The organism is Stenotrophomonas sp. CFBP8980 (assembly GCF_034046095.1).
In the GTDB taxonomy this organism is placed as follows: domain Bacteria; phylum Pseudomonadota; class Gammaproteobacteria; order Xanthomonadales; family Xanthomonadaceae; genus Stenotrophomonas; species Stenotrophomonas lacuserhaii.
This window is the reverse complement of sequence record NZ_JAXCXF010000002.1, coordinates 350,657-376,698: the sequence shown is the minus strand read 5'-3', so window position 1 is coordinate 376,698 and position 26,042 is coordinate 350,657. Positions and strand designations below refer to the sequence as shown.

Sequence of the window (26,042 nt, the reverse complement as noted above, 5' to 3'; positions counted from 1 at the left end):
CAGAAGGAATGCCGACAATCCCTGCGCTTGCGAATCATTTGTATTCACACATCCTCATCCGGATAATCCGCTGCGTCAGTCCTCGCCGGTTCTGATCCCCGATTCACTTCCAGCCGTCGCCCGAGGATTCCTGCTGCATGCAACGCTCTGCCATCAAAGCCTGGTTCGTGGTCCACAAATGGACCAGTCTGGTCTGCACCCTGTTCCTGCTGCTGCTGTGCCTGACCGGCCTGCCGCTGGTGTTCGGCCACGAAATCGCCCACCTCACCGGCGCCGACCCCGACGTGCCGGCCGCACCCGCTGACGCCACGCTGCGCGACCTGGATGCGCAGGTACAGACCGCGCTGCAGCACTTCCCCGGCAACGTCCCGCTGTTCGTCGGCTGGGACCCGGACGCCCCGCTGATGTACGTCAACACCGGCGCGCGCACCGATACGCCGCCGGCGCAGATGCAGACCGTGCTGCTCAATTCCGTCAGCGGTGAGCAGGTGCCCGCACCGCAGTTCAACGAAGGCGTGATGTACTTCCTGTACCGCCTGCATACCGACCTGTTCCTCGGCCTGCCCGGCCTGTTGTTCATGGGCGCGATGGGGCTGCTGTTCGTGGTGGCGATCGTCTCCGGTCTGGTGCTGTACGGCCCGTTCATGCGCAAGCAGCGCTTCGGCACGCTGCGCACCGGTCGCAGCCGGCGTCTGGCCTGGCTGGACCTGCACAACGTGATTGGCATCGTCACCCTTGGCTGGGCGTTGGTCGTCGGCCTGACCGGTGCCATCAACACGCTCGCCAAGCCGCTGGAACAGGCCTGGCAGACCCAGCAGCTCGGTGAGTTCGCCGCGCAGTATGCCGGCCAGCCCACGCCCACCCAGTTGGCTTCGCTGCAGGCGGCAGTGGATACCGCGCGTGCCGCCGAGCCGGACATGCGCCCGGCCTTCGTCAGCTTCCCCGGTACCGGCTACAGCGGCGACCATCATTTCGGGGTGTTCATGCAGGGCAACTCGCCACTGACCGAACGTCTGTATCGCCCGGTATTGATCGATGCCAGCACCGGCGCGCTGACCGCGCAGCCGCAGTTGCCGACCTACATGACCGTGCTGCTGCTGAGCCAGCCGCTGCATTTTGGTGACTACGGCAAGCTGCCGTTGAAGATCCTGTGGGCGCTGCTGGACCTGTTGACCATCGCGGTGCTGGTCAGCGGCCTGTACCTGTGGTTCAAGCGCGGCAGCACCGCCACCCGCGTGGCCGAGATCGAACGCGCGCAGACGCAGGAGGTGGCATGAAGAGCCCCTTCGTCGCCCCGGCATGGATCACGCTGGCGAGCCTGGTGGGGCTGGTCAGTGCACTGATCGGCGATGGGCTGTTCGATGTTGTTTCGTGGGTGATTTTCAGCGGCCTGATCGCGCTGTTCGTCCGCGCATGGGTGACGCGCGACCGGCGCTGATGCGCTGATGCCTGATACCGCAGGGCGCGGCCCGCCCTGGTAGCGCCGAGCCATGCTCGGCGCCTTTCCGTTCCGGCATCGTGATGCCTGATACACGCCGCGCTGCGCGCTCGCCGAGCATGGCTCGGCGCTACGGCTTGGTGCAGGAAAACCACGCGGCCAATCCGTTGCGCAGCAGGTCATCCCAGTACCCCGGCGGCTGGGCCAGCCGGTCCTGCTCCAGCAGGCAGGGAGCCTGCCACACCAGGTCGGTGAAACCCGCCTGTGCGAACGCCTGTTCATAATGGGCGCGTGCCCAGCGGAACACGGTGATCCGCGCCGGCGGATCGCCCGGAAACTCCATCTCCATCTTCGCGCCCTGCTGCCACGGCACATCATCCAGCACCCGCACGCCGTACTTCGAACAATCACCGTCTGCCAGGCAGTAAGCAGGATTCATCGTCTCCACGGCGATCCTGCCGCCCGCGCGCACGTGCTTGAACGCAGCCGCGGCCATCCGTGCGAGCTCGTCCAGCGACTGCGCGTAGTTGAACAGGAAGGCTGCCACCGCCAGATCGTACTCGCACACCGGTGCCAACTGCAGGAAGTCACTTGCCTGGAAGGTCATCGCATCGCCGGCACCCGCCGATATCCGCCTTCCCAGTGCCACCATCTCCGGCGACTGGTCCACACCGTGCGCGCTGGCGGCGCCGGCCAGTAGCATCGCCCTGCCATAAAAGCCGAAACCGCAGGCCAGATCCAGCACGCTGCGGCCCGTCACATCGCCGGCCATGTGCTGCATGGTCCGCAGTTCGACCACGCGCGTGGGCGATGCGTTGGCATACGCCGCGTACTGGCCTGCGATGTCATCGTAGTGCGCTTTCATCGTGCAAACCCTCTTCTACAGAGGTATCCACGCTACGCAACGTCGCCTGCACGTTGAAGAGGCGAAAGCGAACCCGACCCCTTCCGTCTCAGCGTTCGCACACCAGGTTGACCGACATGCAGTTGTGCACGTAGCCCTCCCAGTAGCCTTCAGCGCGTGCATCGATATCGGCCTGCTCCAGCACCGGTTCATGCCAGCTGACCGCACAAAAGCCCGCCGCACGGATGGCCTGCTCGTAATGTGCCCGTTCCCAGCGGTAGTTGGTGATCAACGCCGGCGGCGTGCCGGGAAACTCCAGCCGCAGCCGCGCGCCCTGCTTCCACGGCGTTTCCTCCACCACCTTCACCCCGTACGCCGCGTAGTCCCCCAAGCCCAGCCGATAGTCCGGATTCAAGGTCTGCACCACCAGTCTGCCGCCATGCTTCACATGCGGAATCACCGCGGCGAACATCCGGCGCAGCTCCTCCAGTGAAGCGGCGTAGTTGAACAGATACGCAGCCAGCACAATGTCATGCTCGCTGCCTGATGGCATATCCATCACATCATGGGTCTGGAAGGTCATGCCATCGCCGCGATAGGTGGACAGTGCGCGGGCGAAATCGATCATGCCCTGCGACTGGTCCACGCCATGCGCACTGCGCGCGCCATGACGCAGGAATTCGCGTCCGTAGTAGCCCGAACCGCAAGCCAGGTCCAGCACGCTTTTTCCTTCCACCTCGCCGGACAACCGCAGCATCGTGCGCACTTCGATGGGCCGGGTCGGCGAGGCATTGGCGTAGGCCATGTACTGGTCGACGATACTGTCGTAGCTTGCGCTCATCACATCCTCCTTGGATTCCAGAATCGTGGTCTGAGACGCTATCGGGTGGCACCGCGCAGTTGAAGAGGCAAAAGCGACGCAGCGCATCGCTACATGCACCTGATCACGCGCCGCGCGCGGTCCCCACAAAGGCATGCACGGCCGGATTATCGACGTCGGTGCGCAGGCAGAAGCTCAGGCTGAAGCGCGCATCCTCCGACTGCACGGGGCGGTAGCAGACTTCCGTATCGCGGAAGCCAGCCATGCTGGCCGGCACGATGGCAATACCCGTCTCCACCGCCACCAATGACAGCACCGCATGCATCCCGTGTGCTTCCTGCACCACCTTGGGCATGAATCCCGCGGACACACATTGGCGCTTCACGTGCGAATGAAACCCTTCCCCTTCCACGGCGGGCCAGCTTACAAATTCCTCAGTGGCAAGATCCTCCATCCGCAAGGAAACGATGGACGCCAGCGGATGTGCGTGCGGCAACGCAATAGCCAGTGCATCCACGTCGAAGTCCTGCAGCTGCATTGCAGGTGAAGTGGGAATGGGAGGTATGAGCACGCCCACGTCGACATCGCCGTTGGCCAGCATGTGCTGCTGCTGGCGCGAGGTCGCCTCACGCAACTCCAGCCGTACTTGAGGGTGGCTGCGCCTGAACGCACGGATCACCTGCGGCAGGCGGCCATACAGCGCGCTGCCGACATAGGCCACGCGCACCCGGCCACTGCGCCCGGCCGCGGCCTCGCGCGTGGCATCCAACGCGTTTTCCGCTTGCTGCAGGGTACGTCGCGCCTCCACGAGCAGCACTTGGCCAGCGGCGGTCAGCCCGACGGTCCGATGCCCGCGCATCACCAGCAGTGCCCCGACCTGCTCTTCCAGCCGGCGGATCGCCGCGGTCAGCGGAGGCTGTGACATATGCAGGCGCGCGGCGGCGCGATGGAAATGTTGTTCTTCCGCAACAGCGACGAACTGGCGCAGCAAACGAAGATCAATCATGGCAACCGCGCGTGGAATGGCCGGCTCAGGTTAGCAGTCCCGGTGCCTGCTACGCGGCTCGATCGCCGACAGCGCGATCTCCGGCCACGCCGCATCGAAAGCCTCCACGCTGGCGGCAGCCACACCCTGCAGATCACGCGGGTAGCTCACGCCGGCGGGCTCCTGCGTGCGGGTCGCGTGGAACTGGCCATTGCTGGCGCGCAGTACCCAGCCACCCTGCCTGCAGCCCGAGGAGGCCAGCCAGGCTACACCGGGCGCCACCGCATCGGGATGCAGCTCATCGGGCTCACCGTGCACCCCCCACATGCGCGTCTTGGCCACCGGCGATACCGCATTGACGATGATGTTGTGCGCCTCGCCCTCTGCGGCCAGCACGTTCATCAGACCCACCGCCCCACTCTTGGCCATCGCGTAGCTGGCCAGCCCATGCTGCACGTACTGCGGGTACAACGCCCGGTCGGACGTGGTCAGCACGATGCGGCCGCCCCCTGCCGCACGCATCGCCGGCCACGCCGCCTGGGCCAGCCATAAAGGCGCTTTGGTGGCGATGTCCAGCATGCGCTCCAGCTGCACCTCGCTGATGTCCTCGATGGGCTGGTAATGCACCCAACCGGCGTTGTGGATGATGAAGTCCAGCCGCCCGTGCTGGCCCAGCACTTCATCCACCAGCGCATGGCACTGGGCGCGCGTATCGATGGAAAGCGCGCGACTGGTGACATCCAGGCCGTGCACACGCAACCGTGCGGCGGCACTGGCCACCCGGTCCGGGTCACGTCCTTCGCCATCGCGGTCGGCGCCGACGTCCTGCATCACCACTTTGGCACCGAGGCGTGCCAGCAGGCGCGTATAGGCCAGGCCCAGGCCACCCGCCGCGCCGGTGACCAGGCCAACCCGTCCGTTGAAATCAAGGGGAGTATCCGTCATCCACACAGCGTGGACTGGCAGGGACAACCGCGCCAATACCATTCACAGGCAGGGGTGATCCGTTATGGGTATCAAAGGGCGTCGAGCCAATGCTGGCAAGGCCGTGAGCCGAACAGGCGGTCTATTCGGCTCACAGGATGAGCCGAATAAACGTCGCATTCGGCACAGTGAGCTCGCCAGCTCCCTTCGTACTATCATCGAATACTGCCAAACCATTCTGGCCAGAATGGCACGCTACAGGCCCACCTAACCCTTCATATCGACAATGACGAACGGCTCCGCCCCCCTGCTGATCATCCTGCCAGGGCTCGATGGAAGCGGCCGCCTGTCCGTCCCTTTCATGGAGGCGCTGGGCGCGCATGGAATCCGGTCCGAGGTCATTGCATATCCGAAGGAACGGGCGATGGGATATGACGCACTGCGGGATTGGCTTCGGCCTCAGCTGCTCGAGCGACCTCCTTTCGTATTGCTCGGTGAGTCGTTTGCGGGTCCCTTGGCGGTAATGCTCGGGGCGACCGGCCTGAGCTCGCTTCGCGGCATCATCCTCTCCACCACGTTTGCACATGCCCCTGTGCCCGCACCGTCAGCCTTGGCCCGCGTGCTGCAGCTGCCGCTCCCGTTGCCCCCTGTCGCGTTGCTGGCCAGGCTTCTGTTTGGACGCTGGCGAACGCCATCACTGGAAAGCGTGCTGCGTGCACGCGCAATGGCGACGCTTCGGATCGATGTTCGAGCGTTGCTCCCCAAGGTCTCCACGCCCGTCCTTTGCCTGCATGCAAACGAGGATCGACTGTTGCAGGCCAGCGCCTTGCGATCAATCGAGCGTGCACAGCGGCAGCCCGCCGAGTCGCAACTTCTGGACGGGCCCCACCTGTTGCTCCAGGCCCAGCCCGTGGAAGCGGCAACCCGCGTGGCAAGTTGGTTGCGCACACTGGACCGTGGCACCCTCCCGCATGCACCCCCAAAGGCGTAGAACATGATCGACCTTCAGGCCACCGACGTCCGGACGTTCCTTCCTTCGCAGGATTTCGCCCTCTCGCAAGCCTTCTATGAAGCGCTGGGCTGCGAGCGTGAATGGTCGGACGACAATCTGGCGCTGTTCAAGCTGGGCCCATCGCGCTTCTACCTGCAACGCGGCTACGCGAAGGAATGGGCGGAAAACACCATGCTGCACGTTTCCGTGCAGGACGCTGCCGCGTGCTTCAGCGCCATCCGCGCATTGCTGGACACCGGCAGCTACCCCGGCGCGCGCGTGGCGCCCCCACGGGCTGAGCCTTATGGTGCGCGGGTAACCTATGTCTGGGATCCCGCGGGCGTGCTGTTGCACCTCGCGCAATGGGATGCAAAGGACTGAGCGTAGCGGGCTCTCCTGCCGCGGTCTTGCCAGTATAGTCAGCCGCATGGAAGACAGAGCCGCGCAACTGGACGAGCTGATCAAGGAACTGAGTGCGCTCTGCGACCTGCTCGCACGCGACAGCGAGTGCGAATGGCGGCGCCACTTCGTTTCCTGCCTCCGGCAGGCCGAGGCACTGTCCGGAACGCCGCACGACCAGCCTTCCCTCAACATGCTCTCGGGCTCGGTCATGTCCGTGTTCGGCGGCATGGGCAGCTTCAACGACTATGTGCCCTTCAAACACGGCCGCCTGATTGCCGGCATGGAAGCGCTGGACGACACTTCCGGGCGGGTCTATCAGGCCGCCCTGGCGCTGCGGGTGATCACAGCGCGCGATTGACGCCGACCGGTTGCGGCGCCTGTCGCACGATCAACCATTCCCCTCACCCACACCACTTCGAGACACCATGGCTGACCCCTACAACACGGCTCAACGTCCTGCTGGCGAAGCGCGCCTGGACGATTCGATGGTCACTACCGCACTGGAGTTGCCCGGCTTCCGTGTGGTGCAGAACATGGGCGTGGTCCGCGGCATCACCGTGCGCTCGCGCTCGATCGTCGGCAACTTCCTCGGCGGCATCCAGACCCTGTTCGGCGGTAATATCACCATCTACACCAACCTGTGCGAGCAGGCGCGCGAAGAAACCTACCGGGACATGGTGAAGCACGCGCGGATGCTGGGCGCCAACGCGATCATCGCCATGCGCTACGACGCCACCGACATCATGACCGGGCTGACCGAGGTGCTGTGCTATGGCACGGCGGTGATCGTTGAACCTACGCGCAGCTGAGCGCCCTGGCCTGTCTGCAGGCCGGAAAACGCTGAGCGTGAAGCAGGGCCAACGCACAGCGCGGAGCGAAGCATGACGACCACCTTCCCTGGAGAGAAGCGCGACAATGCGCCATCGCCGGTATGCAGGCGAATGCCCTAAGTAACGGCTGGACGCCTGCCGCTGCCGCATTGAAGATGGGCTACCCCAAATGGAGCTTGGCATGGATCCGCCAGCACCTTTCCAGTTCGAGGTTCGGTACCGCCCCGGCGAGTACCTTGCTCTACTGCGCGAGCATATCCATACCACGATCATGCCGACGAACCGCCGCTGGTGGAACCTGCTGTTCGTGAACCTGATGCTGGGCACCTTCGCCCTCGGGCTGTTCGCCTGGAAGTCCTTCCGCGTGGGCCGCTGCCGGTTTGAAATGGACGCGCAAGGCTTCACCCGCCACAGCCGGGGTGGACCGCAGTCGGTTTCGTGGGCACAGGTGAAAAAGCTGCACTGGTACCAGCACGCGGTGCTGATGGAACTCAGCGAATCGGAGGTACCGATCCCGTACCGCGTGCTGGAGCCAGGCCAACGTGCGCGGATCGCTGCCTGGGTCGCCACCAGCAGCCGTGAGCCGTAGCACTGCGCGTCCTGTCAGTTGACGGCCCCCGCCGCTGAGCGCAACGCCGGGTCCTGTCCCAGGTCACGATCAAGCAGACAATCGATGAACGCACGTAGCGCCGGCAGCAGGTAACGGCGGCTGGAGTAGTACAGGAACAGGCCCGGCACGGTGGGTGACCAGTCGGCGAGCACGCGCTTCAATCGACCATCCCGCAGTGCTTCGGCAATGCCGTCGTCGTTGTAGGCGTAAAGGATCCCCAAGCCCTGCAGTGCGGCGGGCACCACGATGTCCTGGTGGTTGGACAGCACCCTGCCCTCGGGAACGAACTCCACGCTTTTCCCCTTCCTGCGGAACTCCCAACTGGCGATCTTGCCACTGCCCGGGAAGCGCCAGCCGATGCACGCGTGCTGCTGCAGATCGGCCGGCACCTTGGGCTCGCCATGTAGCGCCAGGTAGCCGGGGGACGCAACCGCCAGCAACTCCACATCCGGTGTCAGGCGCACCGCGATCATGTCTTTCTGCAGCCGCCCGCCCACCCGGATGCCGGCATCAAAGCCCTCGCCGGCAATATCGCTCAGGCCATCGTCGATCACGACGTCGAGCACTACATCCGGATGGGCCTGCGCGAAGCGTCCCAGCCGCGGGGCGATGATTTTCTGCGCTGCCATGCTGAGCGTGTTGATCCGCAGCGTTCCTGCGGTGCGCGCGGTGGTACCTACCGCCTGCGCAACAGCGTCATCCATCTCGCGCAGCATCGGGGCGATCCGCTCATGCAGCCGGCGTCCGGGCTCGGTGGGCGAGACACTGCGCGTGGTGCGGTTCAACAACCGCACGCCCAGGCGCGCCTCCAGCTGCCGCACGATCTGGCTGAGCGCAGAACGGGACAGCCCTAGATGGTCGGCGGCGCGGGCGAAGCTGGCCCGGTCGACCACCGCAGCGAATGCTTTGAGTTCTGCAAATTCGGAGCCGCGCATTGTGCCCTGATTCCTACATAGCCTGATGAGATAGTAGGCGATTCCATTGACGGCAGGAACGGGCCATCCTGAGCCTGTACCCCAACCGGAGCCTGCCCATGATTCACCTGAACCTGCCAGAGCCGATCAGCGCCTACTTCAACGCCGACGCGAACGATGGACGCGCCGTCGCCCGCTGCTTCAACCCGGATGGACGCGTGCGGGACGAGGGCCAGACCCACACTGGCCTGGCCGCCATCGAGGCCTGGAAAGCGCACACCGCCGACCGCTATCGCTACACCGCCACACCCTTCAAGGTGGAGAAGGAGGAGCGTACCTACCTCGTCACCAGCCACGTGGTGGGCGACTTCCCCGGCAGCCCGATCGACCTGCGTTACGCCTTCACCCTGGAACGCGGCAAGATCGCCACGCTGGAGATCCCGGCATGAACTTCGACCTGCAACTGGCCGGCAAGCGCGTGCTGGTCACCGGCGGTACGCGCGGCGTCGGCGCGGCCGTGGTGGACGTCCTGCGGCAGGCCGACGCCCGCGTTGTGGCGGCCTCGCTTTCACTGCCGGCGCAACCCAGGGACGGTGTGCACTACCTTGCCGCCAACGTAGCAACCGCCGCAGGGGCGAGTGCGTTGGCGATGGACGCGGTCCGCCATCTGGGCGGCATCGACATCCTGGTCAACGTCGTTGGCGGATCTTCCGCGCCTGCCGGTGGCTTCGCTGCGCTGGACGATGCCCAATGGAGCAAGGAGCTGGAGCTCAACCTGATGTCGGCCGTGCGCCTGGACCGCGCCCTGCTTCCCGGCATGCTGGCGCAGGGCTGCGGCGTGATCATCCATGTCACCTCCATCCAGCGCGCCCTGCCGCTGCCGGAAGCTACCATGGCCTACGCCGCCGCCAAGGCCGCACTGTCCACCTACAGCAAAGCATTGTCCAAAGAGGTCACGCCGAAAGGCGTACGCGTGGTACGCGTGGCACCGGGCTGGATCGAAACCGAGGCATCCGTTGCGCTGGTCGAACGGGTCTCCGCGCAGGCCGGCATAGACTACGCTGGCGGGCAGAAGATGATCATGGACCAGCTCGGCGGCATTCCGCTGGGGCGTCCGGCCAAGCCGCATGAAGTGGCCGACCTGATCGCCTTCCTGGCCTCCCCGCGCGCGGCCTCGATATCCGGCAGCGAGCATGTCATCGACGGGGGCACCATTCCGACAGCGTGAGGTGTAGATCGCGCGGCCCAATACCCGCAACCAGAACCGCTATCCTTGGGCCCCCAGGACACCCGCTTTCCACACCCAGGCAGGACGCAGCACCATGAAGGTAAAGAAAGCTTCCTTGCTGTGTTCAGCGGCGCTGGCGATGTCTGCTGCGCTGCTCACTGTTGGATGCGGGGGAACGACGCGGAAGACGGTTCTCTCATCCGACAGCCTGAAGGTGGTGGCGGTCACGGAGTCGACGTTGGATATCAACGTCAGCGAGTACCGGCATTACACGACGTACGCGCTGTACGTCGATGGCACGAAGCTTTCAGACAAGGCATTCGCCGACCTGCTGCAGGATGCAGATGCCAGCGACGACCAGATCGTCCACACCGATGCCATCGTGGTCGCCGACGACGCCGTCCTGCTGGCTTCGCGCACCCGCGATGGGTCTACCTGCTGGACAACCCACCTGTCTGCACAGGACGGCAAAGCGAAGCTTTTAAAGATCATCACGAGCACGACTGATTGCTCCCCACGGCCCGCGCCGTCAGGGTGGAGTGCGCTTTACGATGAAGCCAGCAACCTGGTCCTCGTGCGTACACATCCCTTCGCGCTGCATCCGATCTCCGGCTACTGGCAGGTGCTCTGGATCGAGGGCGACGTCGTGGCCCTGTACGCCGACGAGCGCGCGAAGGAGCGACTCATCGTCAGGCTCGTACGGATATCCGCAGACGCAACGCTTGCCGAGCAGCACCTGCCGATGAACACCTATGCGGAGCCCGATCTTCTTCATGCCTCGCCGGACGCACGCAGGCAATGGCTGTTCGACAACTTCTCCGTCAGCCTGAGCGTTCCTGCCTCCATCCAGCTTCGTCCTGACAACGCGCTCAAGACGATCACCCCGGCGGTGTGGGCGCAGTACCAGGAAATGGACCGCCAGAACAACGAGGCCGATGCCCGCGCCCGTGCAGAAGGCCAGGCCCGCACCGACGCACTGTACCGGGAAGTAAGGGAAGCGGAGTCGGCCAAGGGCAACCCCGCGAGCCGGATCCAGTAGACGGCGGCATTGCTACACTCCCCCGCTTTCGATGGATATGGAGCGCAGGGCAAATGGATTTCATCCGACGGCTGTACATGATCACGTTGGCGGCGATGGCGATGGCGATGGCTGCCAGCGCCGCATCGGTCGCCACCGTGGATTCCCGCCCCGCGGTGTCGTCTGTTTATTACGTGCGCCACGCAGTAAGCAGCGGACCGGATGCAGGCGAGGAGACGACGCTTTCCGGCTACTACGAAGCGGCATTGCAACCGGCGTCACGCGCAGGCAGCCAGCTTCGAATCCTGCCCATCTGGTCGCAACGCAGGGACGCGGCGGGTCACGCAAGCTACCTGATGGACCTGGACCCGCTCGACGCTGCCGACGCGGCACAGCTGGCCGTGCTTGAAAAAGGCTTCAGTGCCGAGGCAACGCGGTCTGGCGAGTTCGGCGCGCTGCGTGCGGCGGACCAGAGTGCATGGTCTGCACTGTCCCGAAAATCACCCGGCGCGGCTGAGGCACTGCTCTCCCGGCAGCAGGCAGCGGGACTGCGGCCGGTGCGATTGCCCGCCGCGGTGGCGGTGGGGGACGTGGTGGCAGGAACGCTGCGGATCGAACCCCATGGCAACGTCGAGACGGCCCTTCGGGTTATCGAAGTCACCCCGGAGGCGGTGCTGATGGAGCTGTCCGTTGCAGGCCCCGGCGCGCAGGGCGATGGCCGGCTGGTGGTAGCGCGTGGCGATGGCATGCCGATCGAGCTGCGGATGGAAGTGCGCTACGCGGCCAGCAAGGGCCTGCCCGCTTCCCTCCACCGCGTGCACCTGGCAGACACCGGGCACGACCCGATGCTGCAGATGAGCGAGGATGTCGAGAGCTACGTCAGCTATGTCGAGCAGGTGAACCACACGCTGCAGCGCCCGCCGTTCAGCGGCGCCGCGCCGGATCCTTCAGCCTACACGCACCGCGCGGCAGTGCTCGGCGAGCTGGAGGACTACATGGTGGGCGCGGCCTCGCTGCCCACGTTGATGCCGTGCATGGGGTCGTTCTGGATTCCCGCAGAGGGGGGCGCAGGGCGCTGGCTGGCGATAGGCGCGCGCTCCAGCCTGGAACGCGACCCAGCGGCCAGGCAAGGACAGCACGAGCGCATCCTGATGACGCGCCTGCACGGCGTGGCGATGCTGGATGCGGATGGGGCGGAGATCGCCGGACTGCCGACGAAACGGGTAACGCCGACGCTGTTCTTCCCGGAAAAGTATTCAGCCACTCAGAATGAAGTCAGCTTCCCCTTCCACCTGCCACTGGGCGCGCCGCGTGATGTGTTGGGCCGCATCGAGGCGGTGCGCATGTCTGTCGATGCCGAAGTCTATGCATTCGAGACGACCGAAATACTGCAGCCCGGTGAGCGTTCAAAACTCAATCCTGACATCACCTTGTTGCGCCCCGCTGCCCATCGCGCGACGCTGCTGCAGGGCAGGCAGTCGTGGAAGGCGAAGACCGGCCTGTACAGCGTGGTCGTGCCGCTGGACGAGGAAGGAAACGTCCTGCCCTCCGAACAGATGACCATTGCCCCGCTGAAGCCCGCAGAGCCCACGCGGCTGGCGCAGGTGCCACTGGCCTGGGAGAACGGTAGCCTGCCGATGCGAACCGAGATCGCCACCGCCCGACCCATCGCTAAACTGCAGGTGCGCCACTATCGCTGGAGCTCGGTGCCCACGACATGGATCTTCCCGATGCGGGAGTGATGGCGGGTCGTGCATTCAAGCGTGCGGGCGGTGGATGGGGAGTCCGATGCAGCAGCCGGCGTAAAGGTTGCAATGACCAACGGGGCTTTCCCCTGCCCCGAACGTGCGCCACCATCGACTGCAGGCAAGGCACCCGTCCTTGCGGGGTGGCAGCATGATCAGGCGCATCGGCAGTATGTTCATCTTTGGGCTGTGCAGCGCCGCCGCGCTGGCCGCCACCCCCGGCTATCAGCCCAGCTTCCACCCGGACCAGCTGAAGGGCCCGCCCGCCGGCCGCCCCAACGAGGTGCTGGTGCTGGGTTCGCCGCACCTTTCCGCCCTGCCCGACACCTTCGCGCCGGCCCAATTGGAGCCGTTGCTGGAGCGCCTGCAAGCCTGGAAACCGGACGCGATCGCGGTTGAAGCGATATCCGGCATGCAATGCGATTACATGCGTCGGTTCCCTACCCGTTACGTGGACAGCATCGACAGCTACTGCCCGGACCTTGCCCCGGCCCACGCCGCCACCGGACTGGATGTGCCGGCGGCCAACGCGGAAGCAGAGCGCCTGCTGGCCACCTGGCCCCCCGAGCCGACTGCAGCGCAGCGGCGCCGCTTGGCCGCCGTGTTCCTGGCGGCGGGCGAGCGCAATTCGGCCCTGGTGCAATGGCTGCGGCTGCCGCCGGCGCAGCGCAAGGCGGCCGACGGCTTGAACGATGAGTTGGTCATCTATCTGGACAAGCGCCTGCAACGTCGTGACGAGTCCCTGCTGGTGGCGGCCACGCTCGCCGCGCGGCTCGGCCTGGAACGGGTATGGGCGGTGGATGACCATACGGCCGATTCGGCCACGCCCAAGGAACTGGAAAAGGCCTCCGGCGAGGCGATCATGAAGGCGTGGGACAACCCGTATAACAAGGCGCGCGCCGAGGCAGACGTGGCGCTGCACGCCAACCTGGGCAAGCCCGATGGCCTGCTGGCGATCTACCGCGCGTACAACGCACCGGAAGCCGCGATGCAGGCGTTCCACGCCGACTTCGGCGCCGCCCTGGTGGAGCCTTCGCCGCAGGCATTCGGACGCAACTACGTGGGCTACTGGGAAACCCGCAACCTGCGCATGGTCGCCAACATCCGCGACGTGCTCGGGCAGAAGCCCGGCACGCGCATGCTGGCCATCGTCGGCGCATCGCACAAACCGTATTACGAGGCCTATCTACAGCTGATGCACGATGTACAGCTGGTGGATGCCGGGGACGTGCTGCGCTGAGCTTGCCGACGATGCTCCAAGACTGATGGGAGATCCGCAGGGCGGTATCTGACCCAGTTCAAACCATCGGCCGCCTCAACCCGCCGCGCGCATCCATTCCTCTGCGTCCTTGCCGGCCGGCGTCCGCAGCGGCGTGCCCGGGTCGGTCACCGCACGCCACACTGCCTCGGCTACGTCCTGCGCCTCGGTGACCGGCCCACTGGTATCGCGGAAGCCCGCCAGGATGCCCTGCACCAGCGGCCCGTAGTCCGGGTGTTCCAGACCGCCAAGATGCACGCCCGCATTCGCACCAAAGCGCGTGGTCGGCGAGCGCCCCGGCAGCACCAGCCGCACCCGCACGCCGAAGGGTTCCACTTCGATCGCCATTGATTGGGTGAAGGCATTCACCGCGGCCTTGCTGGCCGAGTACACGCCCACCAACGGCAGCGCCTTCAGGGTCACCGAGGAGGTCACGTTGACGATCACCCCGGCACCGCGCTCGCGCAGCTGCGGCAGCACCGCTTGGGTCATCGCCAACGTGCCCAGGGTATTGGTTTCAAACAGCGCGCGTGCGGTGTCCATCGGCGTCAGCTCCACCGGCACCGGCGCACCGAAGCCGGCGTTGTTCACCAGCGCGTCGAGTGGCCCGGCCTGCTCAATGGCGCGTGCGATGCTGCCTGCATCGGTGATATCCAGTGCCAGCACACGCAGGCGATCGGAAGCAGGGAGCAGCTCGGCGTCGCGGGTGCGCATGGTGGCCACCACATCCCACCCGCGTGCGAGGAACAGACGGGCGGTTTCCAACCCGAAGCCGGAGGAACAGCCGGTAATCATCACAGTCGACATCAGCAAACCTCTACGTGGGAACAGGTGTCCATGGTCGGTCCCGTCCGCAGGACGCGCTACACTCCAGCGTCCATATAACCTCTCTGATCGTCCTGCCATGTCCGATCCCCTGTCCGAGGTTGTCGCCCTGCTGCAGCCGACTGCGCGCTACTCCAAGCGGGTGGAGGGGGCGGGTGAATGGTGCATTCGACGCGATATTCCGGGTGAGCCGTTCTACGCCGCCGTGCTGGAAGGTGGCTGCCAGCTGATGATCGATGGCGGCGCGCCCATCACGCTGCAGGCCGGCGACTTCGTGCTGATACCGGCCGTGCACGCGCTGATGACCGCCAGCCTGGATGCGCCGCCGCACCTGCCCGCTACGCTGCCCACGCAGCTCGGCGAGGACCATTTCCGCATCGGCCGCCAGCACGGGCCGGTGGACCTGCGCATGCAGGTCGGCCACTGCCAGTTCGGGTCGCCGGACGCGGCACTGCTGGTCGCGCTGCTGCCCGCCCTGGTGCACGTGCGCGGCGAAGCACGGCTGACCGCGTTTGTGCAGATGGTGGGCGATGAAGCGCGCTCGCGGCGGCCGGCGCGCGAGGTGGTGCTGGAGCGCCTGCTGGACGTGCTGCTGATCGAGGCATTGCGCAGCCGGGGGACGCCTGCCGCAGGCACCGGGCTTGTAAGAGGGTTGGCCGACGAGCGTCTGGCCGTGGCACTGCGTGCGATGCATGCGCGACCACAACACGGATGGAGCGTGGCCGAACTTGCCGACCAAGCCGCGCTATCGCGCTCGGCGTTCTCGGCGCGGTTCACCAAGGTCGTCGGCGTGTCCCCGATGGAGTACCTGCTGACCTGGCGCATGGCACTGGCCAAGCGCCTGCTGCGCACCCGCGAACTCAGCCTGGAGCAGGTAGCCGAACGGGTGGGCTACTCGGGCGCAGTGACTTTCAGCGTGGCCTTCGCGCGGCAGATGGGAATGTCGCCGACGCGGTATGCGCGTGCTGGGGAGCCGGTGTAAGGTTTGGCACCAGCCACCGCATCGGCCACGAGAGTCATGACGCAATGACTGTTCCTTCGCATCCTGTGGTTGCGCCTGGCCTGGTTGGCACGTATCCGGCAGAGGCAGAAGCCGGCGGCGGCTACGTATGGGATGCGGTGCTTGAATGCCGTGTGTGGAGCCATCCCGAACGCGGCGCACCTGATCTGGCGGACGGCAGTGACTATTACCACGCCTTCGAGACGTATGAGGAGGCGCTGGAGTTCTCCGCGTCATCGAAGGGCGCTGAGAAGCCACTGGCGTTGATCGTCCAGGAGGAATACATCGACGAGCCGGAACCCGGTCGCTACGTGCATGTACGCGAACGTCGTGTTGGGGAGTGGCACGTCCCCTTCCTGTCGCGGCCACGACGTACCGCCGACACCATCCCTCGATTCATGGCTCCCGGTGCCCCACCCAACCGGTTGGACATACTCAGCGGCCTCGCCTAGCGGGGCCGCTTGAGCGCCCACCGTCACTCTGAAAAGGACGTCCCGTGATCCACCACATGAGCCACGAAGAGTATGTCATCGACGTACGGCGCCAAGCCGTGGCGCTGTGTTCGGGCATCCTGGACGGAACGATCAATGTGATTGCAGGCTGCCATGCGCTAAGGAACCTGCGCTGGGAAGTCGAGGTGGAACAGTACGATGAGGACTTCTTTCTCTTCGCCATGATTTCATCGGAGACCGAAACCCTGCCCACCGGGGCCGAGCGTGACCAATGGGCCCCCGCAGCGCTGGCCGAACTGGAGCCGGAACTTCAGGAAGCCATCGAATGGGCCCTGCCGCAAGCCGTTGTGGCGTGCAGATCGGTTGTGCAGCGCTTCGGCCCGGACGGGTCCGGAAGCGGCAGCGCTTGATCGGTTACTAACCCGCCCTCGGATACCATTCGGGTACGCCTGAACTCCATACGCAAGGACGCCGTTATGCCCAGCTCGCGCTCATTCCGCCCTGCCCTGCTCGCCGGCCTGCTTCTGGTAGCGCCGGCGGCGCTCGCCCAGCCGGCGCAGGCCCCTGCCGCCGTACGGCAATACCAGGCCATGCAGACGCTCAAGGCGATGGCCGCTTCTACCAAGAAGCCTGCAGTAAGCGAAATCGCGTCCCAAGTACGCAGCGCCAACAATCCAGATGTGCTGGTTGGCTTGGAGGCCATGACACCCACCCAAGCACTGCGGATCTGTGGCTTCGCCGAACACGCCGTGCTGGTCTCCTCGGACATGATCGGTGACAGCGCCAACCGGACCCTGCTGCAGCAGATGGCGCCGGCGTGGAATGACGCAAAAGTGTTCGCGTTGCAGTGCAACGCCAGGCACGTATCGCTGCGCGGGACCACCATGGCAAGACAGCCAGATGCACAGCCGACCGATGACTATCTGCTGCCCCTGCGCATGCATGCCGAGCTGCTGGTTGGCTACTATGCACGTGTGAGCGTCACCGTAGCCTCGCCCGACACACCGCTGCTGCAGCGCCAGGCCATCCTGCGCGAGGCATTGCCGGCGGCCGACATGGCCGTTCGCTCGCTATCGCTGCATTCACGCGCGCAACATCAGCAAAACGTGCAGCAGCAGGTCAATCAAGTAGCGAACGCAGATAAATCGCTCGTTGCCCCCCTGCTTGCTGTATTCAACACGACCGAATGCAACGATGCATGCAAGCTGCTCAATACGCAGCCCGCTACGCTGTGATGGCTTGATCGGCTGCTTTCCGGATCGACACGACACCTGAGCGCTTAAGCATGCGTTCGGCGTGGCGCTCATGGCTGCCTGCAATGACGTAGACGTCCACTGACTGCCGCACTTTTGCAGATCGGCTCATGTACGCGCACCCCTGCGGCTGTTGGTATGTAGGCGCTGGCGACGTAGAAGCGTCAGTCGGGATTGGCATCCTGTTCGGCAACGCATATTTGGCTCTGTTTTGCCCTTTGGGCACGGCGGAGAATGCACTGCATCGCGCGCCGGTTTCATGGTGGGCGGTGTGTGGGGATCCCTGATCCGCCGGCCATTTTTGCGTTTGCCCCGGTATGCCAACCCGCATCGCCCGCCACCTTGCGCGTCCGCGCAGGTGGCCACACGCCTTGGGAAGGATGACCGATGGAATCGCAGAATCCGCTTAGTGCCAAACGCCTGCACGCCTTGATCGGCGACAAGATCCACGAGTTTCCGCCCTACTTCATAGAGCGGCTGGAAAGGAAGCTGGAGGAGTTCGAAGCCTCCCGCGAAAATCCGGCGGGCGTAGTGCATCTGCACTTGGTGCCCGACTTACCCAACGACGCACGTGTGTTCGACCTGGACAGCTACGCTGACCGCCACAGCAAGGTCGCCGTGCCGAGCGCCACGCTGCAGGGCATCAGCGCGATCCTTGAAATCCTGCATACGGTGCAGGTCGGCAGGCAGGACGGCGGCATGCATGCCGTGCTGAGCGATCACCTGGTGGAGGGCCTGATCACCGCCGGCCGCGCCCTGGTGAACTCATCCATCGAGTCCATGCGGAGTGCAACATGAGTGATATCGAATTCAAGATACCGCCGATCAACAGCGCCGCTGCACGCGACGCAGAGCGCGCGGAGTATCTGGACGTCCGGATGCGGATGGAGGGCTGTGACGAACCGAGCATCGGGCGCGCCCTGCTGCTGGTTGCAGAACTGCACGGCATGTCACGCGTCGCGCAGGCGTGCGGCGTGAGCGTGGTAACCCTGCGCCGCCAGTTGAACGGCACCCGCCCGCTATACCTGGAAACCGTGCTCGGTGTAATGCGCGCAATGAACCTGCAGCTACGGGTGGAAGATCGCGTTACCGCTGATTGATTCCATTGGCAGTGAGTTGCATCGGGTGGATGAAGACTGTCCTTGGTGGGTGACGACCGTTGGTCGTCACGCCCCTGCCCGGCCGACCTACCGGCAACACGCCTCGGGTCAAGCTCACCGAGGCGATGCACTTGCGCCGATCATCCCGGGGTCTGAATCACCCTTCCTGTAGTCATAGGCAGTGAGTTGCCAGAAGGCTGCGGCGCCCTCGCCTCTGACCCATGTGTAGCTCCAGGCCTCCCTGCCTCCCGTAGCATTCGTCTGCGCGATGCTGATGGCTTGCCCCGCGCTTCCCTTTGCTGGCAGTGGTACTGACGAATTGGCTTCGGCAGCGGTGCGCGTGGTCGGGCCCGATGACGCGGTGGAGATTGTCACTTCCACTTCGGCGCCGGGCACCCACGGGCCTTAGCCTGGAGAGTTGTTTCGAATCCAGGAATGAATCGACGTGACCTCGCGCGATCCCGGCGCGTAGATCACCGTCGTGGTCGAGGTGGTGGAGATTAGAGCGGATTGACGGGATGCCGCAGAGGCGTCCTCCGCCTCGGCAGTGGCCGCGGCCAAGACCCCTGCGATGAGACAGGCATGCAGCTTCTTCATCACGTACTTCATCCTTTTCCGTGTTGAACGAGTGGCCGGTGCGAATCGCTTGTTGCTGCATCAGCCAAGACATTCAATGACGCGAGGATGCGCCGGTCAAGCTTTAGGGTGTCCTGCGTGTCCTGGCGCCGCACGGACGGCGCTTCGCAGCTTCAGGCGTGGCTGAAACGACCATTCACCACATCAAGCAGATGGTCCACCGCGCCTGGCCGGCGACTGCCCTGCACGAAACCGGACCAGTCCGCGCGGGCGATGGAGCCCAGCACGATGCTGTCCACGTCGAACTTCTTCAGCGGCCAATGGCGGAACAGGCGCTTGCCGGTCACGCCCTTGGCGATCTCAGCAATGCCGGTGTGCAGGCCGGCTTGGCGCACGCGTCCATAAGCCTGTACCACGCCCTCGCCGGGGCCTTCGAGATACTGAAGAAACCGGCCGCCATCGAAGAGCAGCACGCCACTCACATCAGCGGCACGGTTGAACGCTTCGGCATTGGAGACCAGCGCCTGGAGGTCCTGCGGGTCGATGCGCTTGCTGACCCGGCTCGTGTACACCACAGCTTCCAAGGACATGAAACCTCCTTGCGCTTCTGCGCGTTCTAAGCAAGCAGAAACCTTAGCAGCTGAACATGTTCATAGTTTTGACGGAAGCTGAATAGGGGGCGCGCAGGCGTCGGATAGGTGCAGAATCAAGCTTTCCCACCGGGCTGAGTGCATGAAGACGCCACGAATGAATGCCGCCCAGACGAAGCCGGCTGCGGATGGCACGCCGAATGAGCTTTTCGCTGCCTTGCGCGGGTTGTTGCTTGCGTACCAAAGCGAGCTCTCTGTCGTGCACGATGAGGCTGGGCATTTCTATGCGAACTGCAGAAAGCTTGATGCGAAGGGCAAGGCTCAGTTTTTCGGGGCGGTGAAGGTGTCCGGGCGCAAGCATTCGTTTCACTTCATGCCGGTGTATGACTTCCCAGAACTGCTTGCCGGCCTCAGTCCCGATCTGAAGAAGCACATGCAAGGAAAGTCATGCTTCAACTTCACTTCTTCGGATCCGGCTGTACTGCGCGAACTGCAAGGCCTTGTCGAACAGGGCGCTTCCCGCTACAAAGCAGTCGGTAAGCTTTGAGGTCGCCGTGCACATCATTGCTTCGGCAACGTCCGCTATCGGCCAGGAGCAGACATTAACGGGGCAGCCGCCAGTGGGCTGTTCTGACCTGCCCACGCCAAGCATCTGGACCTTCGCAAGACCTTGTCCAATAACACCAACGACAACAAGCAGTGGCGGGCAAATGAACTGCATCGAGGAAGAAGGGCTCTGAGCTGATCGCCGCGAAATTCACCGCCGCCATGGGCCGCGCTTCACTCTCGCCGGGCAGATTCCGGGGGGGGGGGCGGCGCGCGGGGGCTTTCGCATTGACTGAGCCAGCGTCGGCACATACTTTGATTCACCTCTGCCGATGAGCGCTGGCTACCCCCTGCGCGTGCTGCATGCCTGTTTCCGATTCCGCCCTGACCCGATCGTTCCTGGACCTGTCCGAGAAGGACGATGCCGAGACCCAAGACTATGAATTCCTCTACGGCCTGCTGCCCGGCGGGGACCTGACCTGGGATCAGCTGCTGGAAGCGGACCGGGTGTTGATCGTCTCCGAGGCGGGTGCTGGCAAAACCTACGAGTGCAAGGCGCAGCAGGAGCGCCTCTTCGCGCAAGGCGAGTCGGCGTTCTACCTGGAGCTGGCGAGCCTGGCCAATTCCACGCCGGAAGCGCAACTCAAGCCGGCACAGCGCCAGCGATTGGAGAGCTGGCGGAGCGCGCAGAACGAGCGCGCGGTGTTTTTCCTCGATTCTATCGACGAGCTGCGGCTGACCCCGCACTCATTCGCCCTCACGCTTCGCCAGTTCGCCAATGCCTTAGGGGACGATCTCGACCGGGCCTGTATCGTGCTGACGACGCGACCGGGCACCGACGATCGCGCCATCGTCGAGAACGAGCTGCCTCTTCGGCAGGTCGCGCGCGTCATAGAGGCGGAGGAAGCGTTTGCCGACGTGGCCATGCGAGTGGAGCTGCCCAAGGACGCCAGCGCGATGCCGCGGTTGCGCTTCGTCGCACTGGCGCCGCTGAACGAAGCGCAGATGCGAGCGTTGGCCCATCTCGAAGGCGTGGGCGATCCGGACGAGCTACTGAAAGCTATCGAGGCGGCGCACGCCCAAGAATTTAGCAAGCGGCCGCTGGACTTCGTCGAGCTGTGCGCGGACTGGAAGGCCCACGGCCGCATTCGCGGTCACCGCGACCAGTTGGAGTCGAGCATCGCGGTCAAGCTGCGACCGCGCGCCCGCAGCGAGCGCGATGAACCGGCGGATCTTCAGCCCGACAAAGCGCGCGAGGGCGCTGAGCGCTTGGCTCTCGCGGCGCTGATGACGCGCAACTTCACCTTGTGGCATGACGCCGAAACCGGTCGGGAACACGGCGCCGACGCGCTTGACCCCCAGTCGCTCCTGAGGGATTGGACCGCTGCGGAAATCCAAACCCTGCTCGAACGGCCGCTGTTCGGCTTTGCCTCCTATGGCCGCGTGCGCTTTCACAATCGTTCCGCCATCGAGTACCTGGCGGCCTGCCGGTTGCTCGGGCTGATGAAGCATGGCTTGCGCATGCGCACACTGCAGCGTTTGCTGTTCGTGACCTCCCCCGTCGGCCTGAAACTCGTGCGTCCGACCATGCAACCGGTGGCGGCCTGGCTGGCCTCGCTGTTGGACCCGATTCGCAATGAAGTGCTGCAGCGCGATCCGAGCATCTTGCTGCGTTTTGGCGATCCTGGCGCGTTGCAACCAGCGATGCGCGTCCAAGCCCTGGAGCTGTACGCCCAGCGCTACGGGCGCGGTGGCTGGCGCGGCATGCACGTGCCAGCGCTGCAGGCGCGCCGCTTGGCCTCGCCGGAGCTGGCGCCAACAATCCGCAAGCTGTGGGACGCGGGCATCGAAAACGACGAAGTGCGCGAGACGCTACTCGACCTGATCGAAACCGGCCGGATCCATGCCTGCGCGGACATCGCTTTTGACGTGGCGGTGGATGTCGCGCGCGACGTGCGCGAGCGCCTGGACGGCCTCAAGGGCCTGGCGGCGACCGATGACCCGCGTCTGACCGGGCTACTCGACCAGATCGCCTCCCAGCACGCCGGCTGGCCGCCAGATCTGGCCAAGCTGGCGATCTTGTATTTGTTCCCCGCCAAGATGACCCTGGTCCAGATGTTGGGGGCCCTGCGTGCCCTGAAGTACCGTCGTTTCGACGCGGGCGGCATCTCGAGTTTTCTGCGCGATGCAATCACGCGCGCGCGAACTGCCCCAGCCGGCTTGGAGCTGCTTCGCGACGGACTGACGCATTACGTCACCGCGGACTGTGCATGGGACCCTGTCAACCATCGCATGCGCACCGGTCGACGCGACCTTGTCGGCCCGCTCACGCGGGTGTGCGAGCTGCAAGTCCGGGATCGTGCCGCCGATGGCCCGTTGGCCGAATCTGTCGCCCTGGTCTTGCAGCTGTCGCGCGATGACGACTACGCCGACGATGACACCCGACGCTTGCGCGAGCTGCTTATCACTGCGCGCCCCTCGTTGCGCGCCGCCGTGTTCTGGGAACAAGACGCACTGCTGACCAGCAAGATGGCCGGCAAGGATGCCGATGATCGGTTAGTGCGCATCTTGTGGGCGCCCTCGCTCGCGCTGGATCTGGCCTTGGACCAACCTTGGATGGAGGCGGCCCTGTGCAATATCGCCATACCGCCCGCACGGCGACGCTTAGTGCTGGACTGCCTCATTCAAACGGTACGTGGCACGGCTCCTGCCCTGTCCACGCTCAATGCACTGCGGCCGATGGTGAGCGATGCCCCGGCGCTGGCGGCCCATCTCGATGAAGCCGTAGGCCACATCGAAAATCCCCCGCCGCTGCCACAGTGGGCAAAGGAGAGCCAAAAGAAAAAGCGCGAGCGCGAGCGCAAGCAATTCAAGGATCGCGCCAGTTGGAAGTTGTTCTTCCGCGAGTTGGACGATGCCCAAGGCCAGCGCCTGTCCGCAGATCGCGCCGCCAACTCGGCTATTAACTTGGTCGAAGTGATGTCGCGCGTGCGCGACGACAACCAGCACATCGGTTGGAATCGAGGCTTCCTCGAGCGCATTTTCCCCGACAAGGTTGCGCAGCTTCGCCAGTTGCTGATCGACCAGTGGCGCAAGGTCACACCCACCTTGCCGTCCGAGCGGCCCGAAGAACAACGCAGCTGGTACTACAAAAGCTGGCGGGTGGGACTGATCGGCCTCTATGCAGAGGCCGAAGACCCGGACTGGGCGCGACGGTTGACGAAGGCCGAGGCGCAGTTGGCGATGCGCTATGCGCTCACGGCCATGAATGGGTTGCCAGCGTGGGTGGGCGCGTTGGTGCAGGTACACCCGGAAGTGGTCCGGGACATGCTGGCGCCCGAACTGGAGGCGCAACTGAACGACACCGGCGAGCAGTCCACGCATTCGTCGCTGCTTCAGCACATCGAACACTCCGGACCCAGCGTCATCGCCCTGTTCGTGGACACGATCCGGGCCTGGCTCACCGCTGCCTTGGCCTCCGGCGCCTCCCTCCACGGATCCAACAAGTTCGAACGGGCTATCGACCTGTTGCTCATCCGCGGTACGCCCGGAGATGCGGCGTCGATTGTTGCCGCCGCGCGAACGTTCATAGCGCGTGGCCTGGATCAACAAGGGCTGTTGTTCTGGCTGCCCCTGCTGTTGCGGCTTGCCCCGCGCCACGCTGTGGACGAGATGGAGCGGTTGGCAGCGCCCGTCACGCCCGCCCTCATGTCGATCGTGACCGATTGGCTCGGCGTGCTGTTCGGCCATCACTCACGCGGCGAGGCCGTGACCACGGAGCTGCTGGCGGACCCGGAGCTGTTGTATCGCCTAGTGCTGCTGGCTTACCGCCATATCCGTGTCGCTGACGATCGCGAGAACGATGGGCCTAGGCGATCAGATTCGCGCAGCAGTGCCGAATTCGCCCGAAGCCGACTGGTCCAACTCTTGTTCGAAAGCAAAGGTGCGGTGGCCTGGGAGTACAAGTTGAAGTTCGCGCGAGATCCCCTGGCGGCACACTTCAGAGAACGCGTCACCGCCCTGGCGGAGCAGACCATGGCGCAAGAATGGGATGCACCGCTGTATCGACTGTCGGACGTGGCCGCGCTCGAATCGACCCATGACATGGCGCCAGTTACGCGGGCGGATATGGCGGCCTTGCTGCTCGATCGCCTGGGCGAGCTTGATGACCGGCTGCGCCAGGATTCCTCCCCGCGGCAACTGTGGGCTCGGCTTCGGGAAGAGACGGAACTGCGACGGCTGGTTGCCGCAGAGCTCGAGCACCTGGCCAACGGCGCGTACAGCGTGTCGCAAGAGCAAGTTACCGGAGAGGAGAAGGAAACGGATGTTCGCCTGCGCTCCTCCGGCTATCCCATCGAGGCCGTGATCGAGCTGAAGGTGGGTGACAAGGGCTACTCGGTGGCGGAATTGCGCAAGGCCCTGCGCGAACAGCTGGTGGGTCGGTATATGGTGCCGGAAGCGCGCCGAGTGGGCTGCCTGATGATTTCGCTCGCAACGTCCAGGCAATGGAAACACCCCGAGGACGGACACCTGATCGACGTCGAGGAAGTCATCGCCCTGCTGCAGGCCGATGCGGACGACATCGTCGCCGGGCTGGGATTTGAGTCGCTGCTCGTGGTTCGTCAGCTGGACCTGCGGCCGGTCATACTGCCTTGACTTGTGCGCCCGACACCCCCCTTTAGTCGCGGGCCGAGCGCTGAGCCCGAAGTCGGCTTGTATCGCCAACTTCAACTCGAGCCGTCGAACTTGGCTCAGCCTTTGACCAAAGGCGTCTTTTAAAAGCTGCGACAGCACGTTCCTGTGCGCGTGGTGCTCCAGCGCCACGTCGGCGTACTTGGCCCACCAAGCTTAGAAACAGGCAGGGCTGAAGCCATGCTGCCGGCGCAGCTCGGCGACCCCCATGCCCGCATCAGCCTGCTTAATGAAACCGATGATCTGCTCGGTGCTGAATCGACTCTTCTTCATGTCCATCCTCTTGGGCCGACGGACTTTGAAGCTTCACGTGGTACGGCCCAGCGGGGGCAGGTCAATCGCGCGCACCTGGTGTGCGATACTTGTTCCGTCAACGCATACGACAAAGTAGTCATTTTTCTCTCGCGGGCATGGTGAGCACCCGCACCTTCGATTGGGTCTAGCCGATAGCTGGTGAACGTCTCCTTCGGGTCGCATCACGCCTTGCTTCTAGGCTCGGGCGAAGCCTGACCACACCCTTCAACAGGAGTAGGTCATGGCAATTGTTCATACACACCAGCCCCACGAGCCCTGGAACAAGGGAAAGCTGATCGGCCAGAAGGCGCCGCCCAAGCTGAAAGATATCTGGGCCATCCGGATCAGACTTCAGCTTGGCCACAAGGTTTGAGATCTAGCCCTATTCAATCTGGCAATCGACTCCAAGCTCCGCGCCTGCGACTTGGTGAAACTCCGGGTGTCCGATGTGTCTCACGGCAGGCAGATAGCTTCGCGAGCTATGGTGATGCAACAGAAGACCGGTCGCCCTGTCCAGTTCGAAATTGCCCAATCGACTCGCGAGGCTGTACAGGCTTGGATCACTCATGCTGACCTGAAGGCCTCGGACTTCCTGGTCGCGAGCCGCGTGTCGGACTCGCCCCACCCTTCGACGAGGCAGTACGCCAGGATTGTCCACCGCTGGGTGGAGGAAGCTGGTCTCAAGTCGGGTTCCTAGGGCACGCACA

The 26,042-nt window shown here is 64.6% G+C and carries 30 protein-coding genes and 1 pseudogene; 22 read left to right on the top strand and 9 right to left on the bottom strand.

The genetic code is table 11. The features are described 5' to 3' along the window. Nucleotides 1–137 precede the first annotated feature (137 nt). Together SOM47_RS07860 and SOM47_RS07855 are read left to right on the top strand one after the other, a co-directional pair. Nucleotides 138–1,277 carry a PepSY-associated TM helix domain-containing protein gene (locus SOM47_RS07860; protein WP_320505265.1) on the top strand — a complete coding sequence of 380 codons (1,140 nt, stop codon included), beginning with the start codon at nt 138–140 and terminating at the stop codon, nt 1,275–1,277. Next, nucleotides 1,274–1,438 (top strand): hypothetical protein, encoded by a 165-nt coding sequence (locus tag SOM47_RS07855; RefSeq protein ID WP_192084065.1) that lies wholly within the window; start codon nt 1,274–1,276, stop codon nt 1,436–1,438. The genes SOM47_RS07860 and SOM47_RS07855 overlap by 4 nt, the downstream gene beginning before the upstream one ends. Nucleotides 1,439–1,568: 130 nt before the next feature. Here the strand turns inward: SOM47_RS07855 and SOM47_RS07850 are convergent, their stop codons facing one another. The 4 genes from SOM47_RS07850 to SOM47_RS07835 all read right to left on the bottom strand — a co-directional run bounded on the left by SOM47_RS07850 (nt 1,569) and on the right by SOM47_RS07835 (nt 5,032). Continuing rightward, entirely contained in the window at nt 1,569–2,303 is a 735-nt protein-coding gene (locus SOM47_RS07850) for a class I SAM-dependent methyltransferase (RefSeq protein WP_320505264.1), read from the bottom strand. Nucleotides 2,304–2,391: 88 nt separating this feature from the next. Next, nucleotides 2,392–3,123 carry a class I SAM-dependent methyltransferase gene (locus SOM47_RS07845; protein ID WP_042613414.1) on the bottom strand — a complete coding sequence of 244 codons (732 nt, stop codon included), beginning with the start codon at nt 3,121–3,123 and terminating at the stop codon, nt 2,392–2,394. A 103-nt stretch (nt 3,124–3,226) separates the two neighbouring features. Beyond that, nucleotides 3,227–4,108, bottom strand: coding sequence for a LysR substrate-binding domain-containing protein (locus tag SOM47_RS07840; RefSeq protein WP_042613413.1), 882 nt, complete (start codon nt 4,106–4,108; stop codon nt 3,227–3,229). A gap of 30 nt (nt 4,109–4,138) precedes the next feature. Then, the gene (locus SOM47_RS07835) at nt 4,139–5,032 is read right to left on the bottom strand and encodes an SDR family NAD(P)-dependent oxidoreductase (protein ID WP_320505263.1); all 894 of its coding nucleotides are present in this window, start codon (nt 5,030–5,032) and stop codon (nt 4,139–4,141) included. A gap of 265 nt (nt 5,033–5,297) precedes the next feature. Here SOM47_RS07835 and SOM47_RS07830 point away from each other — a divergent pair, with 265 nt between their 5' ends. The 5 genes from SOM47_RS07830 (at nt 5,298) to SOM47_RS07810 (ending at nt 7,823) form a co-directional block, all read left to right on the top strand. Beyond that, complete coding sequence (locus tag SOM47_RS07830) at nt 5,298–6,002, top strand: alpha/beta fold hydrolase (protein WP_320505262.1); 705 nt, start codon at nt 5,298–5,300, stop codon at nt 6,000–6,002. Nucleotides 6,003–6,005: 3 nt separating this feature from the next. Then, on the top strand, nt 6,006–6,383 hold the full coding sequence (locus tag SOM47_RS07825) for a VOC family protein (RefSeq protein WP_042613410.1): 378 nt from the start codon (nt 6,006–6,008) through the stop codon (nt 6,381–6,383). A 46-nt stretch (nt 6,384–6,429) separates the two neighbouring features. After that, on the top strand, nt 6,430–6,762 hold the full coding sequence (locus SOM47_RS07820) for a DUF6966 domain-containing protein (protein WP_042613409.1): 333 nt from the start codon (nt 6,430–6,432) through the stop codon (nt 6,760–6,762). A 67-nt stretch (nt 6,763–6,829) separates the two neighbouring features. Then, the gene (locus SOM47_RS07815) at nt 6,830–7,213 is read left to right on the top strand and encodes a YbjQ family protein (protein WP_042613408.1); all 384 of its coding nucleotides are present in this window, start codon (nt 6,830–6,832) and stop codon (nt 7,211–7,213) included. Between the two features lie 292 nt (nt 7,214–7,505). Then, nucleotides 7,506–7,823 (top strand): YcxB family protein, encoded by a 318-nt coding sequence (locus tag SOM47_RS07810; protein WP_192084070.1) that lies wholly within the window; start codon nt 7,506–7,508, stop codon nt 7,821–7,823. Between the two features lie 14 nt (nt 7,824–7,837). Here SOM47_RS07810 and SOM47_RS07805 read toward each other — a convergent pair whose 3' ends face one another. Further along, nucleotides 7,838–8,779 (bottom strand): LysR family transcriptional regulator, encoded by a 942-nt coding sequence (locus tag SOM47_RS07805; RefSeq protein WP_192084071.1) that lies wholly within the window; start codon nt 8,777–8,779, stop codon nt 7,838–7,840. Between the two features lie 98 nt (nt 8,780–8,877). Between SOM47_RS07805 and SOM47_RS07800 the strand changes: the two genes are divergently transcribed. The 5 genes from SOM47_RS07800 to SOM47_RS07780 all read left to right on the top strand — a co-directional run bounded on the left by SOM47_RS07800 (nt 8,878) and on the right by SOM47_RS07780 (nt 13,989). Beyond that, nucleotides 8,878–9,207, top strand: coding sequence for a nuclear transport factor 2 family protein (locus tag SOM47_RS07800; RefSeq protein WP_192084072.1), 330 nt, complete (start codon nt 8,878–8,880; stop codon nt 9,205–9,207). Further along, nucleotides 9,204–9,986: an SDR family oxidoreductase gene (locus tag SOM47_RS07795; RefSeq protein WP_192084073.1), complete on the top strand. Its 783-nt coding sequence runs from the start codon at nt 9,204–9,206 to the stop codon at nt 9,984–9,986. The genes SOM47_RS07800 and SOM47_RS07795 overlap by 4 nt, the downstream gene beginning before the upstream one ends. Before the next feature lie 94 nt (nt 9,987–10,080). Then, entirely contained in the window at nt 10,081–11,025 is a 945-nt protein-coding gene (locus SOM47_RS07790) for a hypothetical protein (RefSeq protein ID WP_320505261.1), read from the top strand. 53 nt (nt 11,026–11,078) lie between these two features. Beyond that, nucleotides 11,079–12,746 carry a hypothetical protein gene (locus SOM47_RS07785; RefSeq protein WP_320505260.1) on the top strand — a complete coding sequence of 556 codons (1,668 nt, stop codon included), beginning with the start codon at nt 11,079–11,081 and terminating at the stop codon, nt 12,744–12,746. A 154-nt stretch (nt 12,747–12,900) separates the two neighbouring features. After that, on the top strand, nt 12,901–13,989 hold the full coding sequence (locus SOM47_RS07780) for a DUF5694 domain-containing protein (protein WP_320505259.1): 1,089 nt from the start codon (nt 12,901–12,903) through the stop codon (nt 13,987–13,989). A gap of 75 nt (nt 13,990–14,064) precedes the next feature. Here the strand turns inward: SOM47_RS07780 and SOM47_RS07775 are convergent, their stop codons facing one another. Beyond that, nucleotides 14,065–14,814 carry an SDR family oxidoreductase gene (locus SOM47_RS07775; RefSeq protein WP_320505258.1) on the bottom strand — a complete coding sequence of 250 codons (750 nt, stop codon included), beginning with the start codon at nt 14,812–14,814 and terminating at the stop codon, nt 14,065–14,067. 97 nt (nt 14,815–14,911) lie between these two features. Here SOM47_RS07775 and SOM47_RS07770 point away from each other — a divergent pair, with 97 nt between their 5' ends. The 6 genes from SOM47_RS07770 (at nt 14,912) to SOM47_RS07745 (ending at nt 18,637) form a co-directional block, all read left to right on the top strand. Then, nucleotides 14,912–15,814 (top strand): AraC family transcriptional regulator, encoded by a 903-nt coding sequence (locus tag SOM47_RS07770; RefSeq protein WP_320505257.1) that lies wholly within the window; start codon nt 14,912–14,914, stop codon nt 15,812–15,814. 44 nt (nt 15,815–15,858) lie between these two features. Continuing rightward, nucleotides 15,859–16,284, top strand: coding sequence for a hypothetical protein (locus SOM47_RS07765; RefSeq protein WP_320505256.1), 426 nt, complete (start codon nt 15,859–15,861; stop codon nt 16,282–16,284). Nucleotides 16,285–16,340: 56 nt separating this feature from the next. Then, a complete protein-coding gene (locus SOM47_RS07760; protein WP_320505255.1) occupies nt 16,341–16,694 on the top strand; it encodes a hypothetical protein in 354 nt (117 codons plus the stop codon). Nucleotides 16,695–16,760: 66 nt separating this feature from the next. Further along, nucleotides 16,761–17,519 (top strand): hypothetical protein, encoded by a 759-nt coding sequence (locus SOM47_RS07755; protein ID WP_320505254.1) that lies wholly within the window; start codon nt 16,761–16,763, stop codon nt 17,517–17,519. A 405-nt stretch (nt 17,520–17,924) separates the two neighbouring features. Beyond that, entirely contained in the window at nt 17,925–18,335 is a 411-nt protein-coding gene (locus SOM47_RS07750; RefSeq protein ID WP_320505253.1) for a hypothetical protein, read from the top strand. Continuing rightward, nucleotides 18,332–18,637: a helix-turn-helix domain-containing protein gene (locus SOM47_RS07745; RefSeq protein ID WP_042613395.1), complete on the top strand. Its 306-nt coding sequence runs from the start codon at nt 18,332–18,334 to the stop codon at nt 18,635–18,637. The genes SOM47_RS07750 and SOM47_RS07745 overlap by 4 nt, the downstream gene beginning before the upstream one ends. 405 nt (nt 18,638–19,042) lie before the next feature. On the opposite strand, the gene SOM47_RS07740 is transcribed toward SOM47_RS07745, so the two are convergent. Together SOM47_RS07740 and SOM47_RS07735 are read right to left on the bottom strand one after the other, a co-directional pair. Continuing rightward, nucleotides 19,043–19,234, bottom strand: a complete 192-nt coding sequence (locus tag SOM47_RS07740; RefSeq protein ID WP_320505252.1) for a hypothetical protein — start codon at nt 19,232–19,234, stop codon at nt 19,043–19,045. A gap of 152 nt (nt 19,235–19,386) precedes the next feature. Then, entirely contained in the window at nt 19,387–19,803 is a 417-nt protein-coding gene (locus SOM47_RS07735; protein WP_320505251.1) for a BLUF domain-containing protein, read from the bottom strand. A gap of 157 nt (nt 19,804–19,960) precedes the next feature. Here SOM47_RS07735 and SOM47_RS07730 point away from each other — a divergent pair, with 157 nt between their 5' ends. Next, on the top strand, nt 19,961–20,350 hold the full coding sequence (locus SOM47_RS07730; protein ID WP_320505250.1) for a hypothetical protein: 390 nt from the start codon (nt 19,961–19,963) through the stop codon (nt 20,348–20,350). Nucleotides 20,351–20,712: 362 nt separating this feature from the next. Further along, on the top strand, nt 20,713–25,005 hold the full coding sequence (gene hyoA, locus SOM47_RS07725; protein ID WP_320505249.1) for an NACHT domain-containing antiphage protein HyoA: 4,293 nt from the start codon (nt 20,713–20,715) through the stop codon (nt 25,003–25,005). A gap of 195 nt (nt 25,006–25,200) precedes the next feature. Here the strand turns inward: hyoA and SOM47_RS07720 are convergent. Then, nucleotides 25,201–25,314: pseudogene (locus tag SOM47_RS07720) on the bottom strand (transposase); the annotation flags it as partial. Between the two features lie 262 nt (nt 25,315–25,576). Here SOM47_RS07720 and SOM47_RS07715 point away from each other — a divergent pair. Further along, the gene (locus SOM47_RS07715) at nt 25,577–25,708 is read left to right on the top strand and encodes an integrase (protein ID WP_320505248.1); all 132 of its coding nucleotides are present in this window, start codon (nt 25,577–25,579) and stop codon (nt 25,706–25,708) included. Nucleotides 25,709–25,762: 54 nt separating this feature from the next. Beyond that, nucleotides 25,763–26,032 (top strand): site-specific integrase, encoded by a 270-nt coding sequence (locus SOM47_RS07710; protein ID WP_320505247.1) that lies wholly within the window; start codon nt 25,763–25,765, stop codon nt 26,030–26,032. Nucleotides 26,033–26,042 lie beyond the last annotated feature (10 nt).